General features: G+C 33.1%; 12 protein-coding genes. 6 read left to right on the forward strand and 6 right to left on the reverse strand.

What is annotated here, in order from left to right:
• Positions 1-49: 49 nt before the first annotated feature.
• Positions 50-1,174, reverse strand: a complete 1,125-nt coding sequence (locus tag DMA14_RS19980; protein WP_111426743.1) for an N-acetylmuramoyl-L-alanine amidase family protein — start codon at positions 1,172-1,174, stop codon at positions 50-52.
• A gap of 82 nt (positions 1,175-1,256) precedes the next feature.
• Here DMA14_RS19980 and DMA14_RS19985 point away from each other — a divergent pair, with 82 nt between their 5' ends.
• Together DMA14_RS19985 and DMA14_RS19990 are read left to right on the forward strand one after the other, a co-directional pair.
• Positions 1,257-3,959, forward strand: a complete 2,703-nt coding sequence (locus DMA14_RS19985) for a putative LPS assembly protein LptD (protein ID WP_203418346.1) — start codon at positions 1,257-1,259, stop codon at positions 3,957-3,959.
• A gap of 28 nt (positions 3,960-3,987) precedes the next feature.
• Positions 3,988-4,368 (forward strand): RidA family protein, encoded by a 381-nt coding sequence (locus DMA14_RS19990; RefSeq protein ID WP_111426286.1) that lies wholly within the window; start codon positions 3,988-3,990, stop codon positions 4,366-4,368.
• Here the strand turns inward: DMA14_RS19990 and DMA14_RS19995 are convergent.
• From DMA14_RS19995 to DMA14_RS20015, 5 genes are all read right to left on the reverse strand, one after another.
• Positions 4,349-4,723, reverse strand: coding sequence for a methylglyoxal synthase (locus DMA14_RS19995; protein WP_111426744.1), 375 nt, complete (start codon positions 4,721-4,723; stop codon positions 4,349-4,351). The two genes, DMA14_RS19990 and DMA14_RS19995, sit on opposite strands and share 20 nt — an antisense overlap.
• Before the next feature lie 10 nt (positions 4,724-4,733).
• Positions 4,734-5,585 carry an N-acetylglucosamine kinase gene (locus tag DMA14_RS20000; RefSeq protein WP_095930500.1) on the reverse strand — a complete coding sequence of 284 codons (852 nt, stop codon included), beginning with the start codon at positions 5,583-5,585 and terminating at the stop codon, positions 4,734-4,736.
• A 131-nt stretch (positions 5,586-5,716) separates the two neighbouring features.
• Positions 5,717-6,721 carry a type I glyceraldehyde-3-phosphate dehydrogenase gene (gene gap / locus DMA14_RS20005; protein WP_008468814.1) on the reverse strand — a complete coding sequence of 335 codons (1,005 nt, stop codon included), beginning with the start codon at positions 6,719-6,721 and terminating at the stop codon, positions 5,717-5,719.
• A gap of 95 nt (positions 6,722-6,816) precedes the next feature.
• Positions 6,817-7,803: a 6-phosphofructokinase gene (pfkA, locus tag DMA14_RS20010; protein WP_111366010.1), complete on the reverse strand. Its 987-nt coding sequence runs from the start codon at positions 7,801-7,803 to the stop codon at positions 6,817-6,819.
• A gap of 308 nt (positions 7,804-8,111) precedes the next feature.
• On the reverse strand, positions 8,112-12,650 hold the full coding sequence (locus DMA14_RS20015) for a translocation/assembly module TamB domain-containing protein (protein WP_111426287.1): 4,539 nt from the start codon (positions 12,648-12,650) through the stop codon (positions 8,112-8,114).
• Between the two features lie 195 nt (positions 12,651-12,845).
• On the opposite strand from DMA14_RS20015, the gene tsaD reads away from it, so the two are divergent.
• From tsaD to DMA14_RS20040, 4 genes are all read left to right on the forward strand, one after another.
• Entirely contained in the window at positions 12,846-13,868 is a 1,023-nt protein-coding gene (gene tsaD, locus DMA14_RS20025) for a tRNA (adenosine(37)-N6)-threonylcarbamoyltransferase complex transferase subunit TsaD (RefSeq protein WP_066034076.1), read from the forward strand.
• 3 nt (positions 13,869-13,871) lie between these two features.
• Positions 13,872-14,576: a 16S rRNA (uracil(1498)-N(3))-methyltransferase gene (locus DMA14_RS20030; RefSeq protein WP_111426289.1), complete on the forward strand. Its 705-nt coding sequence runs from the start codon at positions 13,872-13,874 to the stop codon at positions 14,574-14,576.
• Positions 14,577-14,729: 153 nt separating this feature from the next.
• Complete coding sequence (locus tag DMA14_RS20035) at positions 14,730-15,368, forward strand: DUF4159 domain-containing protein (RefSeq protein WP_111426290.1); 639 nt, start codon at positions 14,730-14,732, stop codon at positions 15,366-15,368.
• Positions 15,369-15,378: 10 nt separating this feature from the next.
• Positions 15,379-15,876, forward strand: a complete 498-nt coding sequence (locus DMA14_RS20040) for a TrmH family RNA methyltransferase (protein WP_111426291.1) — start codon at positions 15,379-15,381, stop codon at positions 15,874-15,876.
• The last annotated feature ends 160 nt before the right edge of the window (positions 15,877-16,036 follow it).

Here is a 16,036-nt window from a genome sequence, read left to right on the forward strand (position 1 = left end):
ATTCTAAGTGTTTGTACAAAATTAATATAAATATTCGAACTTACGCTTATTATTTAATCGCGTCCTGAATACTGATTTTTTCGCCATCTTTAGTTGCCACTAAAAACGCTGCGCCATATCCTTTACTTTTAGCTTCTTGCAGATATTTTTGCGCTGTTTCGTAACTTGGAGTTTCTTCGTAGAAATATTTATAAATATTATTTTCGTACACCATCGTTACATTTTTAAGTCCTTTAAAGTTTTTTGGCTCTAAAGGTGTTTTTTTGATGCTTGCAATAAGCTGTACTTTAAAAAACGTTCCTTTTGGAACATTTTTAACAACAGCAACTGGAGTATTTGTTTTTGGTTTTGCCTTAGTTGAAGTATCTCTTATGGGCCGACTATCGTCTGACTCAGTTCCTGAACCAAAGTATTCTCTTTTATAACTTAAAATGGCTTCTGCAATTGCTCTTGCAATATCATCCTGACCTTCTTCTGAATTCAAGATGTTTCCTTCTGTTGGATTAGAAACAAATCCAGTTTCAACCAAAACTCTAGGCATATATGCTTTATGAAGTACCATAAAAGGCGCTTGTTTCACACCTCCATGACGAAGTTTTTTTCCTAACTTTTCAAAGTTTTCTTCGATTTTAGTCGCGAGAGTAATACTGTTATCTAAATATTCTTCTTGCATGAGAGTCATACCAATCATCGATTCTGGAGAATTTGGATCGTACCCTTCATATTTACGCTTATAGTCTTTCTCTAATGTAATTACCGAGTTCTCTTTTTTCGCAGCTTCAAGGTTTGATGCTACTTTACTTAAACCCATTACATAAGTTTCTGTTCCGTCGGCTGCCGTATTTTTATTGGCGTTACAGTGAATCGAGACGAAAATATTTGAATTTGCTCTGTTTGCAATATTGGCTCTTTCGACCAAATCAACAAAAACATCAGTTTTACGGGTATAAATTACATTAACATTTGGATTAAGTTCCAAAATCTTCCCTACTTTCAAAACAATAGCTAAAGCAATATTTTTTTCAATTCGTCCGCTGTAAACAGCACCAAAGTCATGATCTCCATGTCCAGCATCTAGTGTCACTTTAAATACATTTGACTGACTGTGAGCACAAAAAGACGATATCGTTAGAAATAAAGCAAATATTACTTTAAATTTGTTAATTCCATTCATAAATCTAAAAGTTAATTTTAATAAAACGCAGCTGTTATAATTTTTAGAATTGATTATTTTTGCCAAAAAATTATATGTAAGTTTGACGTGTCAAAAAACAAGCCATAATTTTACAAAAATAGCATTTAAACCTTTGCATACAAACTTATTTAATATCGTTTTAATATCATTTTTCCTAACTATAGGTTGTGGTAATTTATATTCGCAAGAAATAAAAAACAAAAAAAAGCCTTTACCTGCTGTAAAACAAACAGATAAAGAAAATACTGCGATTACAGACACCATAAAACTAGATACTGTTAAACCGAAAAAGACTTTTTTAGACGGAAAAGTTAGATATAAAGCTAAAGATTATGCTAAAATTGACCAGAAAAAAAAGCTGATTACTTTATATAATGAAGCTGAATTATACTATAAAGATGTAGAATTAAAATCAGGTATAATTGTACTTAATTATGAAAAAGATGAAGTTTATGCCGGAAGAATTAAAGATTCTGCTGGCGTATTAACCCAATATCCTAATTTCAAACAGGGATCAAGTGAAGTGCAGCCTGATTCTATCCGTTTTAATTTTAAAACCAAAAAGGCTTTAATTTATAATTCGAGAACAAAACAAGGCGAGCTGAACATTAAGGCCTCTGTTACTAAAAAAGAAAACGACTCTGTATACTTTTTAAAAGGAGCTCGTATTACAACTGCTCAAGATATTGACAATCCTGAATACTACTTTCAAACTAGCAGAATTAAATTTGTGCCAGGCAAAAAAATCGTTGCTGGATTAACACAATTAGTAATTGCTGATGTTCCTACACCACTTGCATTGCCTTATGGATTTTTCCCATTAAGTAAAGAAAAAAGCGTTTCAGGTATAATCATTCCAAGTTATAACGATTCTAACACAAGAGGTTTTTCATTACAAAATGGAGGTTATTATTTTGCTCTCAGCGACAATTACGATTTAACTGTACTTGGAGATTATTACACCAACGGAAGTTACGCCATGCGATTTGAATCGGCGTATGCTAAGCGATATAAATATAGAGGAAATGTCAATATCCGTTTTGAGAATTTAATTAACAGTGAACGTGGTTATCCTGATTACTCAAAACAGAATATTTACAATATTCAGTGGTCACACTCTAAAGACACAAAATCAAATCCAAATTCTACTTTCTCTGCTTCTGTCAACATGGGTAGTAGTAAGTACTTTAAACAGTCTATCAACCAAGCGAATATTGGATCAAACTTAAACAACACTTTAAGTTCTTCTATTTCATACAATAAGACTTTTAATACTATTCCTGGTTCTCGTATTTCGCTATCTGCAACTCATAGCCAGAATACGCAGACAGAAGACATTATTATGACACTTCCATCTTTACAAGGAAGTATTGACCGTGTATATCCGTTTGTTGGAAAGGATGGCGTAAAGAAAGGATTAATCAAGAATATCAACTTACAATATAATGTAAGCGGTAAAAACTATTTTAAAACAAAAGATTCGCTATTTTTCAAACCTCAGATGTTTGACGATGCGCAATTAGGTTTACAACAAACTATTCCGTTGAGCACCAACTTTAAGATTTTTAAATATTTTAGTGCTGGAGCTTCTACAACTTATCAGGAAACATGGGTTAACAAAACCATCCAGAAAGAGTATGATCCAGCTGCTGGACAAACCATTAATAAAACTGTAAATGGTTTTGATGCTTTTAGAACTTACAATTTCAGCACCAATTTAGGTACTACAATTTACGGAACTTTCAATTTTGGAGCTGATAAAAAAATTCAATCTATTCGACACGTCATGCGTCCGAGCATAACGTATGCATATACACCAAGTTTCGAGAAATATTATGATAGTTATGCTGTAGACGCTTCTGGAAGAATTACTTCAGAGTACACCAGATTCGAAAACGGATTATATGGAGCGCCAGGAAAAGAGAATTCTAATATTGTAGGCTTTGCTTTGAGCAATACTTTTGAAGCTAAAGTAAGAGACCGTGACAGCACAAAAACAGAACCTAAAAAGATTATGCTGCTGAACAACTTGAACTTCAGTACAAGCTATAATTTCAATGCTGATGGAAAATCGACATTTGGGTGGCAGCCTGTATTAGTTAGCGGTGGAACGCAGTTTTTTGACAACAAAATGAACATGAACTTTGGTGCCACATTAGATCCGTATGCGATTGATAATGGAGGTAACAAAATTGATAAATTCAACATTGATAATGGCGGAAGTTTGTTTAGAATGACAAGTGCAAACGTAACTGTAAACTATTCATTCACGAACAAAGGAACCGGAAAAGAAAAAGAAAAAAATACCCAGAGTCAGCGAAACGGTGGTCGAAATGACGATTTGTTTGGTACAAATACAGATTTGAATGACAGCCGTAACAGCCAGTTTGCCAATGAACCTGAGAAAGAAGATGCCATTACAGAATTCTTTAATTCTAAAGTCCCGTGGGACATGACACTTGCTTACTCATTAACGTATTCAAACGTAAAGCGAGAAAATACCATTTCTGGAAACTCCATCATGGTTTCCATCAATACCGACCTTACTCCTAAATGGAAAGCGGGGGTTTCAACTGGTTACGATTTTGTACAAAAAGGAGTTACCTTTACACAATTCCGTTTTGAAAGAGACTTATTAAGCTGGAGAATGGCTTTCAACTGGCAGCCATTAGGAACCAATTCTAACTGGAACTTCTTCATCGGAATCAAATCTGGTATGCTTAGCGATATCAAATGGAACAAACGTAGCGTTTCAAACAGATAAACTACTTTCGAATCAAAATAATTTCATTATGAAAAAAATCATTTTTACCGAGAAAGCTCCAGCTCCAATCGGACCTTATAATCAAGCTGTATTATCTGGAAACACACTTTATGCTTCTGGACAGATTGCAATCAATCCAGAGTCAGGAGAATTGGTTACAGACAATATTAATGACGAAACTACTCAAGTTATGAAAAACATTGCCGCGATTCTTGAAGCTGCAGGTATGACTTTTGAGAACGTTGTAAAGTCAACTATTTTCATCATGGACATGAATAACTTTGGAGCAATAAATACCGTTTACGGTTCTTATTTTAACGAAAAAACCGCTCCAGCTCGTGAAACGGTTCAAGTGGCTTGTCTGCCAAAAAATGTTAATGTAGAAATTTCTATAATTGCTGTGCAATAGCATCTAATAATAATTGTGCCGTTGCTTCATTGGTTGCCAGCGGCACATTATGCACATCGCAAACACGAATTAGCATATTAATATCTGCTTCATGCGGATGACTTGACAAAGGGTCTTTAAAAAAGAAAACCATCTGCGTAATTCCTTCCGCTACTCTTCCTGCAATTTGCGCATCGCCTCCAAGCGGACCAGAAAGCATTCTCTGAGTTTTAAATCCAGCAGCTTCTGCTTTTCCTCCTGTAGTACCAGTACCAATCAGTCTTATTTTTTCATTATGCAAAACAGCTTCATTTCTGATTAAGAAATCAATTAAATCCGCTTTTTTTCCATCATGAGCAATAATGGCAATTTCCATAAAACCAGAACTATTGATTAGCGACATGGTAAGCAATTAATCCATCAATAGGTCTTCTTAAAACATTCCCTAATTGAAGTTCATATTTATTAAATGTCTCTTGTAATTCATCTTTCAAATAGAATGCAATAGAACCAACAAAATGTACTGGAACTTCTTTGCAGTTATCAAATTGTTTGATGTAATTCTTAACGAAAGACTTCATTCCTTTGAAGATGATTTTTCTGCAGAACTCAGTGTCTTTGTGCTTAATCAAGAATTTAGCATAAGTAGCTAAATAAGCATTTGGATTTGGTTCTTTATATAATTTGTTTTTAATAAAATCTGGATCAACGTCGTACTCTTTTTCAAGCTCAACAGCCAATTCTTTAGGCATTTTATTAAAATAGTATTTTCTAATTAATTCTTTTCCAAAAACGTTACCACTGCAATCATCCATTACGATATAACCTAATGATTGAACTTTTTGATGCAATACTTTTCCATCAAAATAACTGCAGTTAGAGCCTGTTCCTAAGATAGAAACAATTGCTTCTTCCCCTTTTGGAGTTGTTGCATAAACAGCAGCGTAAGTATCTTCTTGAACGTCTACAATTGCGTTAGAAAAATATTCTTGAAAAATTCTTTTCAACCACTCTTTCATTCTGTCTGTACCACAACCGGCACCATAAAAGAATAAATGTGTAGCATTTTTTTTATTTTGTAAGATATCAAAACGGTCATTTAATCTTTCGATAATTTCTGGCTCGTCTAGAATTTCAGGATTTAATCCTAAAGTTTGTGTTGTGAATAATACTTTTCCATTATCATCTATCGCAATCCAATCGGCTTTAGTAGATCCACTGTCAACTATTAATTTCATTTGTTTAGTTTTTGGAATTAGGTTTCTCTATTTTTAATTTAAAAGTGTAATTTTTACATTAATTATAGAAGTAACAAAATAAGAAAATCCCGTTATTGTAAAGTAACGGGATTTTGCAAAAATATATATTATTATTTTAAACCTGCAATATGTACAGATAAATCAATTAATTTGCTTGAGTATCCGTACTCATTGTCATACCAAGATACTAATTTGAAGAAAGTAGAGTTTAATCCGATTCCTGCACCAGCATCAACGATAGAAGTTCTTTTGTCTGAGATAAAATCTTGAGATACAACAGCATCTTCAGTATATCCTAAGATACCTTTCATTTCGTTTTCTGAAGCTTTTTTCAATACAGCTAAGATTTCTTCGTAAGTAGTTTCTTTAGCTACTTTTACAGTTAAATCTACAACAGAAACGTCAGCAGTAGGTACACGGAAAGACATTCCAGTTAATTTTCCATTCAAAGATGGGATAACTTTTCCAACCGCTTTAGCAGCACCTGTTGAAGAAGGAATGATGTTGATTGCAGCAGCACGTCCACCTCTCCAGTCTTTTCTAGAAGGTCCGTCAGCTGTCATTTGAGTTGAAGTAGTTGCATGAACAGTTGTCATTAAACCTTCAACGATTTCGAAATTATCGTGGATAACTTTAGCTAAAGGAGCTAAACAGTTTGTAGTACAAGAAGCGTTAGAAACAACTAAATCAGAAGCTTTTGCAGTTTCGTGGTTTACTCCCATTACAAACATTGGAGCATCAGCAGAAGGAGCAGAAATGATAACTTTCTTTGCACCACCTTTTAAGTGCTCACTTGCAGTTTCGATAGTTGTGAAGATACCAGTACATTCAGCTACTACATCTACATCAACTTCGTTCCATTTTAAATCAGCTGGATTTCTTTCTGCAGAGATACGGATGTTTCTTCCGTTTACATAAAGTTTTCCTTCTTTAACTTCTACAGTTCCGTTGAAACGACCGTGAACTGAATCATATTTTAATAAATAAGCTAAGTGATCTACATCTAACAAGTCATTGATTGCAACAACTTCTACATTATCTCTATTGAAAGACTCTCTAAAAACGATTCTTCCGATACGTCCAAATCCGTTTATTCCTAATTTTACTTTTGACATTTTACTAAATTTTTTGCTTTTGTTTTTATTACACTATTTCAAAGTCTAATTTCCTCACAATAAACTTCTCTTCTTTTTTAAACTTTTTATATTAGTTATGTCGACATAATGTCTGACACTCTTAACAATTCTTTGTCAATTTCTGATTTCCCTTTGATAGCTTGCTCAAGCGGAGTCAAAATCACTTTATCTTCACGAAGTCCAACCATATAATTTGATTTTCCTTCAATTAAAGATTCTACTGCTTTTACTCCTAAACGGCTTGCTAAAACACGGTCAAAACAAGATGGAGAACCACCACGCTGCATGTGTCCTAAAACAGAAACTCTTACGTCGTACTCAGGAAGGTTGGCTTCAACATAATCTTTTAATTCGAATACATTTTTACCAATCTTATCTCCTTCAGCAATAACAACTATACTTGATGATTTTCCTGACGCTTTACTTTTTTGAAGTGAATCTAAAAGACGATCTAAACCTAAATCTTCTTCAGGAATAAGGATTTCTTCTGCTCCTGCACCAATACCTGCATTTAGAGCAATGTGACCAGCATCTCTACCCATAACCTCTACAAAGAACAAACGGTTATGAGAACTTGCTGTGTCTCTAATTTTATCGATACAGTCTACAACAGTATTTAAAGCAGTGTCATACCCTAAAGTAAAACTTGTACCATAAATATCATTATCAATTGTACCTGGAATTCCCATTACAGGGAAACCAAATTCTGCATTAAAAATTAATCCTCCAGTAAAACTTCCGTCTCCACCAATAACAACCAAAGCATCAACACCAGCCTTAACAAGATTCTCGTGTGCTTTCTTTCTACCTTCAGGGGTTCTAAACTCAACTGAACGAGCCGATTTTAAGATCGTTCCACCTTTGTTTACAATATTATTTACGCTACGTGGTCCCATCTCTTTGAAGTCACCCTCAATCATTCCCTGGTACCCTCTATAAATTCCGATACATTCGATATTGTGATATGCGCAAGTTCGAACAACTGATCGTATTGCAGCATTCATTCCAGGTGAATCTCCTCCTGAGGTAAGAACACCTACTTTTTTTATTGTTTTTGGCATTATTTAAGTATTAAAGTGTAAAATTAGCAAACATTCAGCACTTTTCGGGTTACGATTATCATAAATTAATAAAATCTGTTAAATTCAAACGTTTTCGTTAATAAGTTTTTTCTAGGAAAAAATTTCATTAAAAATAATAAAACGCTATTTTTTTAATTAAATCGTCAAAATTAACAATACCCTAATGAAGTGTTATAAAAATAGAATTTCCCGCTCACATGGAAAATTTTAAAAGAGTGCCTAAATTTAGCACAAAAAAAACCATTATGAGAATAATGGTTTTATAAAAGGTTATTTTTAACAAAGTGTTAATAATCGTTGTCAGGAATTAGTCCTTGATTATTGCTTGGTGTTTGTTCCTGTTCTTTTTTCTTCTTTTTTTCTTCTTCTTTCTTCCTTTTCTCTTCATCTTCTTTTGCTTTCTTCTTATTTTTTTCTGAATCTTTCTTGCTTGAAAAGTTCATATATTCAGGAAGATACGAATCTTGAAGATCGTCATGAGAAGAATTTTTTACAGCTTTTTCAATTTTATGGTCTTTAAACAACTTGTTTACAAGCTCGCTAAAGGTATCAAAATCTACTTCATAAGAAATACCGACACCTTGCGTATATCCAATTCCTTGTCCTATATAATTAATGTCGTTTTCTTTATTAAACAGACGAAGGTTCATTGTTCCGTCTTCATTTACACGATATAATATTTCAATATCTCCAACAATCGCAGATTCATTCACACCTCCAACAGGAACTCCTAATTTTCCATTGATAGTGATTCTTTCATTTATCTGAGAAGATATATTGGCCACAAACTGACCGTCAACCTCCTGCCCAGTTCTTCTATCTGCAGCAATGTAATTTAAGTCAATATTCACTTTATCATTATCCGACTTAATAATGCCTCCCAATAAACTTGAAGCAGTTTCTGTCAATGTTCCAGAGAAATCTCCTTGGCTAAATCCGTCGGTACTCATAAAGGAACCTGTTGACAATAAATAGAGTGCCTGTGTTTGGCGAATATCTTTATCGTCTAATTTATATTGTATCTCCGATTTTAAAACATTACTTACGGATGGAAACTGAATATCAAAATTAGGTTCTGGACTCGCCAAATCTCCCCTTAATCCAATAACAACTTCTACAGGAACTTTTTTATTGAATGAAGAAGTATTATCTAAAAGTACAGCCGGATTGGCTTGTGTTTTATAAACTGCTTCTAAATTCAGCTGGGCACGCATTGGGTTTCCTTCCCAAATAATCGAACCTCCTTTTTTAACCGTAAACTTTTTATCGATAAGTCCGCCGTATTTAAAATTATAAGTTCCTTCGTATGCCTGGAAATCTCCCCACATATTAAATTTACCTAAAGTGTTGATTTTAAACAAAAGCGATCCATATCCCCTACCTTTCATACCATGACCTGAATTTCGATCTAGAATAACTTCTACTTCGGCATCTGGCGTAATATCAAAATCAAATTCTAGTTCAAGTCCGTTATAATCCCTTGTTTTTTCAACAATTCCATTCTCTAGATTATACTTTTCTTTCGGCGTTACAAAATGAATCCAACTACTTTCCCCAACGCTTTGCGCATTATTAATTGGAATCTTAACTTCGGTACCTTTTTCAGATTTCGCATCTACCTTAATAAAGAGACCTTCTACAGGTCCTTTTATACTGGCTGTTCCGTTAATAAATGCAGTTCCAAAATAAGCAGCATCTTCACTATCTTTTGTATCCAATGCCACTAATCGTTTAGAAGTGATATTTAAATCCAGTTTCCAATCGCCAAAATTATTATGCTCGATAGTTCCATTCAGCAAACCTTTTGTACCATATTTCGTGTCTGTCAATTGATTATTTCTAAACAAGAATTTTTCATTGGTTAAATCAATAACCGTTCGATCGCTTAATTCGTAATCGGTATTTAAATACGGAATTGTCATTCCAGCTTTTTCAACGTACAAACGACCATTGATTTCTGGTTTTTTCAAATTTCCGACAACAGCGGCATTTCCAGAAACAGAACCGCGTACATTTGACAAAACATCTCCGCCAATAGTTCCTAGAGTAGCCAAATTAAAGCCTTCCAATTTCAGGCTCATATCCATGATAGTCTCTTTATTCTCTATTGCAAAAGTTCCGTTGGCTCTAAACGATTCGGTAAAACCATTCTGAATCGACGAATTAACAGTGAATTTTCTAAAAGATTCATCTCCCGAAATATCAAAATTAAGCGTACCGAGTTCCGTCTTGTTCATCACCAGATGATCAATTTTTATGGATGCAGTAGGCTGATAAACATTTTTGTTCTGTTTATAATTGACACTTCCATTCAAATTACCATTAAATACAAATTTGGAATTGGCGGGGGTTATTTTATTAATATCAACATCTTCAAAGGTCAACTCAAGATCTTTATAATCTTTTCCTTTTATAACTCCGTTTAAATCAATTTTCTGATTTTCATGAGACAAAACGATGTTATCGAATGTAAAATTTTTAAAATACTGATCAATAATAATCTGATTGTCTTTTTCAGCATCTTCGTTTAAGTACCAGATATAGTCCTTAAACTTCATTTCCGATTTCTTGATTCCGACAATATTATTTTTGCTCTTGTCTATTGTATGAAACAAATCCAGATTAAAGTAATCTTCGCCTTTATCTCCCCCTTTAAACTCAGAACGAACAAAAAGCGTGTCATTTGCTGTAACATTAATCAAATTAAAATCACGTATTTTATAATACGGCGTTTTTATACTGTCTAATTCGACATAAGCATTGTAAAGCGGGTTTTTATTATCAATGTTAATTCGAATGTTATCGAATGTATTTTTGTCGGCTGTAATTTTTTTAGATCTGAAACGAAATTTAAACTCTTGCAAATCTGAATCTATTTTTCCTCTAACGACAGTTGAAGAATCAATATTTATTTCCGGATAAAGCATTTCAACCACTTTATCATAAACACGGAAATTAAAATTCAAGAATTGTCCTTTTCTAACTTTATAAGGCTTATAATTGGTATATAAGCTACCAACAGAATTCATGACCAATTTATCCAACTGATCAAATCTAAATTTACCAACAATTTTTCCGTCTACAACATCATTCGAACTTACTGTAATGGTTCTTAGTCGATCTGCATCAAAACTTGAATTTAAATTTACCTGATCAAAAACATAAGTTGTTTTTGGATTCTGATATTCTGCATCGTTTATAAAAATATCTCCTTGCAGATTTTCAATAGAATTTCCAGACAATTGAACTACAACATCTCCTTTAAAGTGTGAAATAGAATCATTTATAAACTTAAGCTTTCTTAAATCTGAATTTTCAACATTAATATGAAAATCATAACGGTTTTCTCTTTTGCTTAAATCCAGCAAACCATCAAAATTCAAATTTAAGTTCGGGTCGTTTATTGCAATTTGACCTTTATAATACGGTAGTTTAAAATTCCCGTTTACTACTATATTATTATAGGTGTATTTATTGTAATCTAATTTAGAGATATCTCCTTTTATAACGGTATTCAAATACTTCTCAGTAAAACCAACTCCATCTACATCAAGATTCAAAGTTGTTTTACCAATATCTTTTCTATTCAGAACCGCACCGACATCAAAATTATTTAAAATAATATTTCCAGAATAAGAAGCCTTGTCAATAAAATCCATATTATTCAAATGAAGATCGACTTCTCCATTTCCTACATCTGTAGCGATTTTAAAAGCAGTTTCTAATTCTGTTGTTGTTACTTTTGCTTTTCCGACAATATTAAACTTGCCGATTCGCTTCATTTCTACAGGAAGTCTTTTTCCTAAAACCCCTGGAAGCAAAACCACTAAATCGTCATAACTAGAAAGCAGTTTGTTAAACTTTCCATCCATAGAAAATTTCTGCGTTTTACTGCCCAAAAGATTTCTGAAATTGATTGTTCCGTTAATTTTTGATCCATTTGTGTCGCTTAGTCTCAATCCTGTAAGCGTCATATTATTTAACGGACCGTCTAATTTGGTTTTCAGTTTAAAATGCTGATTTTTACCCAAACCATCATAAAAATGACGAATATCGTTTGTTGCAATAGAAGAAGAATCTATTAAAACATCAAATCGAACTTTATCTGTAAAATCAAGAAAATCTGATGGTTTATAATTTAAAATTGCAACACCATAAATAGAAGATCTTTTGGTTTTTATAGCCAGATTTTGAACTATAATCTGTTTTTTGGTATAACTGAATTTCCCTGCAAAATTAGAAACATACAAACCGCGATGATCCATAAATGAGAATCTGTGAATGTTTGTATTGACATCTGGACCATACAATTTAAACTCGCTGATATAAGCGTTTAATTTTGTAAAATCCAGAAATTTAGGAGTAGTTTTATTTTCATCGACAACAGAAAATCTCCCTTTTTCGATGTAAGCGTTTTTAGCTGTTAAAAGGAAATGTTTAGTCGATTTTTTCTTTGGCGTATTCTCTACTTCAAAAGCTTGAATAAACTTATTAATATTGTTTTCATCTTCACCTTTATAAGTTTTCAGATTAAAAATCAAACCTGTCAAACGCAAATCTCCAAAAATTAAATCTCCGTCTAATAACCTACTGAAACTGGCAATATCTGTAGTAATAATATCCGAATAAATCATCGTTTTTTTATGATGATCTAAGATTGTTACATTTTTTAATTTTACTCCGCCAAAAATATTAATTGCTGTTTTTTCAACATTAATATTAACCTTATAATCTTCGTTTAACGAGTTGGTAACATAATTGGCTATCTGTGTTTGAACCACAGGAAGAGATAGTATGATAGCAAGTGCTAACAAAAGTAAAATCAACACAATTAAGGTTCTTGATATTATTTTCTTTACTTTTTTGATAGCTTCTTTAATTTTAGTTTTTCTTTTAATTTATTTGAACAGACAAAGAACGGCTGTTTTTGATAAAAATTCTTTAATTTTGGGGCACTGCTTAAATCAAAGAAATATAATCTATTTGATTTGTCAAATATAATTCAAAATTTGTGCCTTTATATGCAAAATCCAGAGGTTTTTATTCTAGCCATCGAAAGTTCATGCGATGATACTGCTGCCGCGGTTTTACATAACGACAAAGTATTGTCAAATGTTGTAGCCAATCAATTAATTCATAATCAATACGGAGGTGTTGTTCCTGAATTGGCTTCCCGAGCGCATCAGCAGAATATTGTCCCTGTGATAGATGCTGCACTTCGTAAAGCAAATGTACAAAAAGAACAGTTAAGCGCAATCGCATTTACACAAGGTCCAGGATTAATGGGCTCTTTATTGGTGGGGACTTCTTTCAGTAAATCATTATCATTAGCCTTAAATGTGCCGCTAATTGCTGTAAATCACATGCATGCCCATATTTTAGCTCATTTTATTGATGAAGAAGGCTACGATAAACCTGAATTTCCTTTTTTAGCTTTAACCATTAGCGGAGGACATACTCAGATTGTAAAAGTGAATAGTTTTTTTGATATGGAAATTATCGGAGAAACTACAGATGATGCTGTAGGTGAAGCATTTGATAAAAGTGCCAAAATTCTTGGACTTCCTTACCCTGGCGGACCTTTGATTGATAAATATGCGAAAGAAGGAAATCCGAAAGCGTTTCCTTTTACAAAACCGAAAGTTCCTGGTTTAGATTTTAGTTTCTCGGGACTAAAAACAGCCATTTTATATTTCATTCAAAAAAACAAACAGCAGAATCCGAATTTTATCGAAGAAAATCTGAATGATATTTGTGCTTCTATTCAGCATACGATTATCGAAATTTTGATGGATAAAATAAAATTGGCTGTAAAAGAAACTGGAATTACACAAATCGCTATTGGCGGAGGAGTTTCAGCCAATTCAGGAATCAGAAATACACTAAAAGAAACCGAAAGCAAATACGGATGGAAAACTTTTATTCCGAAATTTGAATACACAACCGATAATGCTGCAATGATTGGAATTGTAGGATACCAAAAATACTTATCTAATCGTTTTGAAACTTCTTCAGTGGTTTCTAAAGCAAGAATCGAATTTTAAATCATGCAGTTATTTTTTAATCCGAATATAGACGAGACAACTGAAAGTTTTTCTTTTGATAAAGAAGAAAGCCGTCATATTATAAAAGTCCTTAGAAAAAAAGACGCAGATATCCTGCATGTTACCAATGGTTTTGGATTATTATTTGAAACTCAGATTACTCTGGCTTCAGATAATAAATGTACCGTTGAAGTGCTTTCTATAACAAATGCAGAAAAACCTAAATTCCATTTGCATTTGGCTGTTGCTCCAACCAAAATGAACGATCGTTTTGAATGGTTTCTGGAAAAAGCCACAGAAATTGGAATTCAAGAAATTACGCCAATTTTCTGTGATCGCTCTGAACGAAAAGTAATTAATCGTGATCGCTTTGAAAAAATCATTCTTTCGGCAATGAAACAATGTAACGAAACGTTTCTTCCAAAATTGAATGAAGCCATTTCGTTTAAAGAATTTATTAAACAAAAACAAAATGGTTTACAGTTAATTGCGCATTGCGAAGAAACCGATAAAAAGTCACTGAAAGAGGTCTTAAAACCAAATGAAGACGTTACCATTTTAATTGGTCCAGAGGGCGATTTTTCTGAAAAAGAAATTGCATTGGCATTAGAAAACAATTACAATCCTGTAACTTTAGGAAATACACGTTTAAGAACAGAAACAGCTGCTGTGGTGGCTTGTCATAGTGTTGTTTTTTTTAATGAATGAATTAATCGCAAAGTTTGTCATCCTGAGGAACGAAGGATCTCACTCGATTAGACAAAGATTAGCGACAAACGATGAGGAATTTCTAGTGTGATCCTTCGTTCCTCAGGATGACAAAAAAAAGGCTTTTACACATATCAGAGCACTAAAACTATTATGAAAAAAATATTTTACTTATTGTTACTCTTTTCAAGTATTTCTTTTTCACAAGAAATTGCTTTGCTTAAATACAGTGGTGGCGGCGATTGGTATGCAAATCCGACTTCGTTGCCCAATTTGATCAGTTTTTGCAATGCCAATATTAATACCCGTATAAAAAGCAAACCTTCTACTGTAGAACCAAGCAATCCAGATTTATTTTCGTACCCGTTTGTACATATGACTGGGCACGGAAATGTTGTTTTTAGCGATGCTGATGTAACCAACCTAAGAAATTATCTAACGGCTGGGGGTTTCCTGCATATTGATGATAATTATGGAATGGATCAATATATTCGAAAAGAAATCAAAAAGATATTTCCGAATAACAATTTAATCGAGCTTCCAGCAAATCATCCTATTTTCCAGAAACCTTTTCCTTTCCCAAACGGATTGCCAAAAATTCACGAACATGACGGAACACGTGCACAGGCATTTGGTATTTTTATAGACAATAAACTGGTTTTGCTTTATACTTACGAATGTGATTTGGGCGATGGCTGGGAAGATCCAGAAGTTCATAACGATCCTGCAAACGTAAGAGACAAAGCCTTGAAAATGGGTGCCAACATTATCAATTATATTTTTACTAATTAAATTTTAGAAAGTGCAGCTTACTCACGAAGAAAATCAATTTGAAAGAAAAACATTTCCCATTACTTTAGTATGCGATCATATTTACTTTCAGCAGAATATTGGTTCTTTATTTAGAATTTCTGAAGCTTTCGGAGTTGAAAATATTATCTTTTTCGGAAAAGATATTCCGCTTACACCTCGTAAAATCAATAAAACTTCTAGAAGTACACATCTTCATGTTTCACATTCGGTAATTGAAAATTTCAACGAACTTCATTCCTATTTAACTGGTAATAATTTCGAAATTATTGCTTTAGAAATCACTTCTAATAGCAAACCTTTAAAAGAAGTTATGATCCCTTTCGACAAAAAAATCGCCCTTTTGATTGGAAGTGAAATAAACGGAATTTCAGACGAGCTTCTACAACTTTCTCATCAAATTGTCCATATTAATATGTTTGGAAAAAACAGCAGTATGAATGTAGTTCAGGCTGCAAGTATTGCACTTTATGAGATTACTTCGTTGTAAAAAATTGACCCTTAAAAATCTCTTTTAAAGCAACACTTCAATTTTACTTCAAATTTATTTGTTAAAATCTATCGTTAAACGACAGATAATCACGATGAAATGCATTCAAAAAACAAAAAGAAAGAAAATACTGTATAATATTTTTAAATAAATTTTTGTA

Origin of the sequence: Flavobacterium sharifuzzamanii, assembly GCF_003254585.1 — a bacterium.
Taxonomy (GTDB): domain Bacteria; phylum Bacteroidota; class Bacteroidia; order Flavobacteriales; family Flavobacteriaceae; genus Flavobacterium; species Flavobacterium sharifuzzamanii.

Bases quoted from the DNA above. Each gene is read 5' to 3' on its own strand.
- tsaD (WP_066034076.1), top strand. From the start codon at position 12,846: ATGCAAAATCCAGAGGTTTTTATTCTAGCCATCGAAAGTTCATGCGAT.
- DMA14_RS20035 (WP_111426290.1), top strand. From the start codon at position 14,730: ATGAAAAAAATATTTTACTTATTGTTACTCTTTTCAAGTATTTCTTTT.
- DMA14_RS19990 (WP_111426286.1), top strand. From the start codon at position 3,988: ATGAAAAAAATCATTTTTACCGAGAAAGCTCCAGCTCCAATCGGACCT.
- DMA14_RS20030 (WP_111426289.1), top strand. From the start codon at position 13,872: ATGCAGTTATTTTTTAATCCGAATATAGACGAGACAACTGAAAGTTTT.
- DMA14_RS19995 (WP_111426744.1), bottom strand. From the start codon at position 4,723: ATGGAAATTGCCATTATTGCTCATGATGGAAAAAAAGCGGATTTAATT.
- DMA14_RS20000 (WP_095930500.1), bottom strand. From the start codon at position 5,585: ATGAAATTAATAGTTGACAGTGGATCTACTAAAGCCGATTGGATTGCG.
- DMA14_RS19980 (WP_111426743.1), bottom strand. From the start codon at position 1,174: ATGAATGGAATTAACAAATTTAAAGTAATATTTGCTTTATTTCTAACG.
- pfkA (WP_111366010.1), bottom strand. From the start codon at position 7,803: ATGCCAAAAACAATAAAAAAAGTAGGTGTTCTTACCTCAGGAGGAGAT.
- gap (WP_008468814.1), bottom strand. From the start codon at position 6,721: ATGTCAAAAGTAAAATTAGGAATAAACGGATTTGGACGTATCGGAAGA.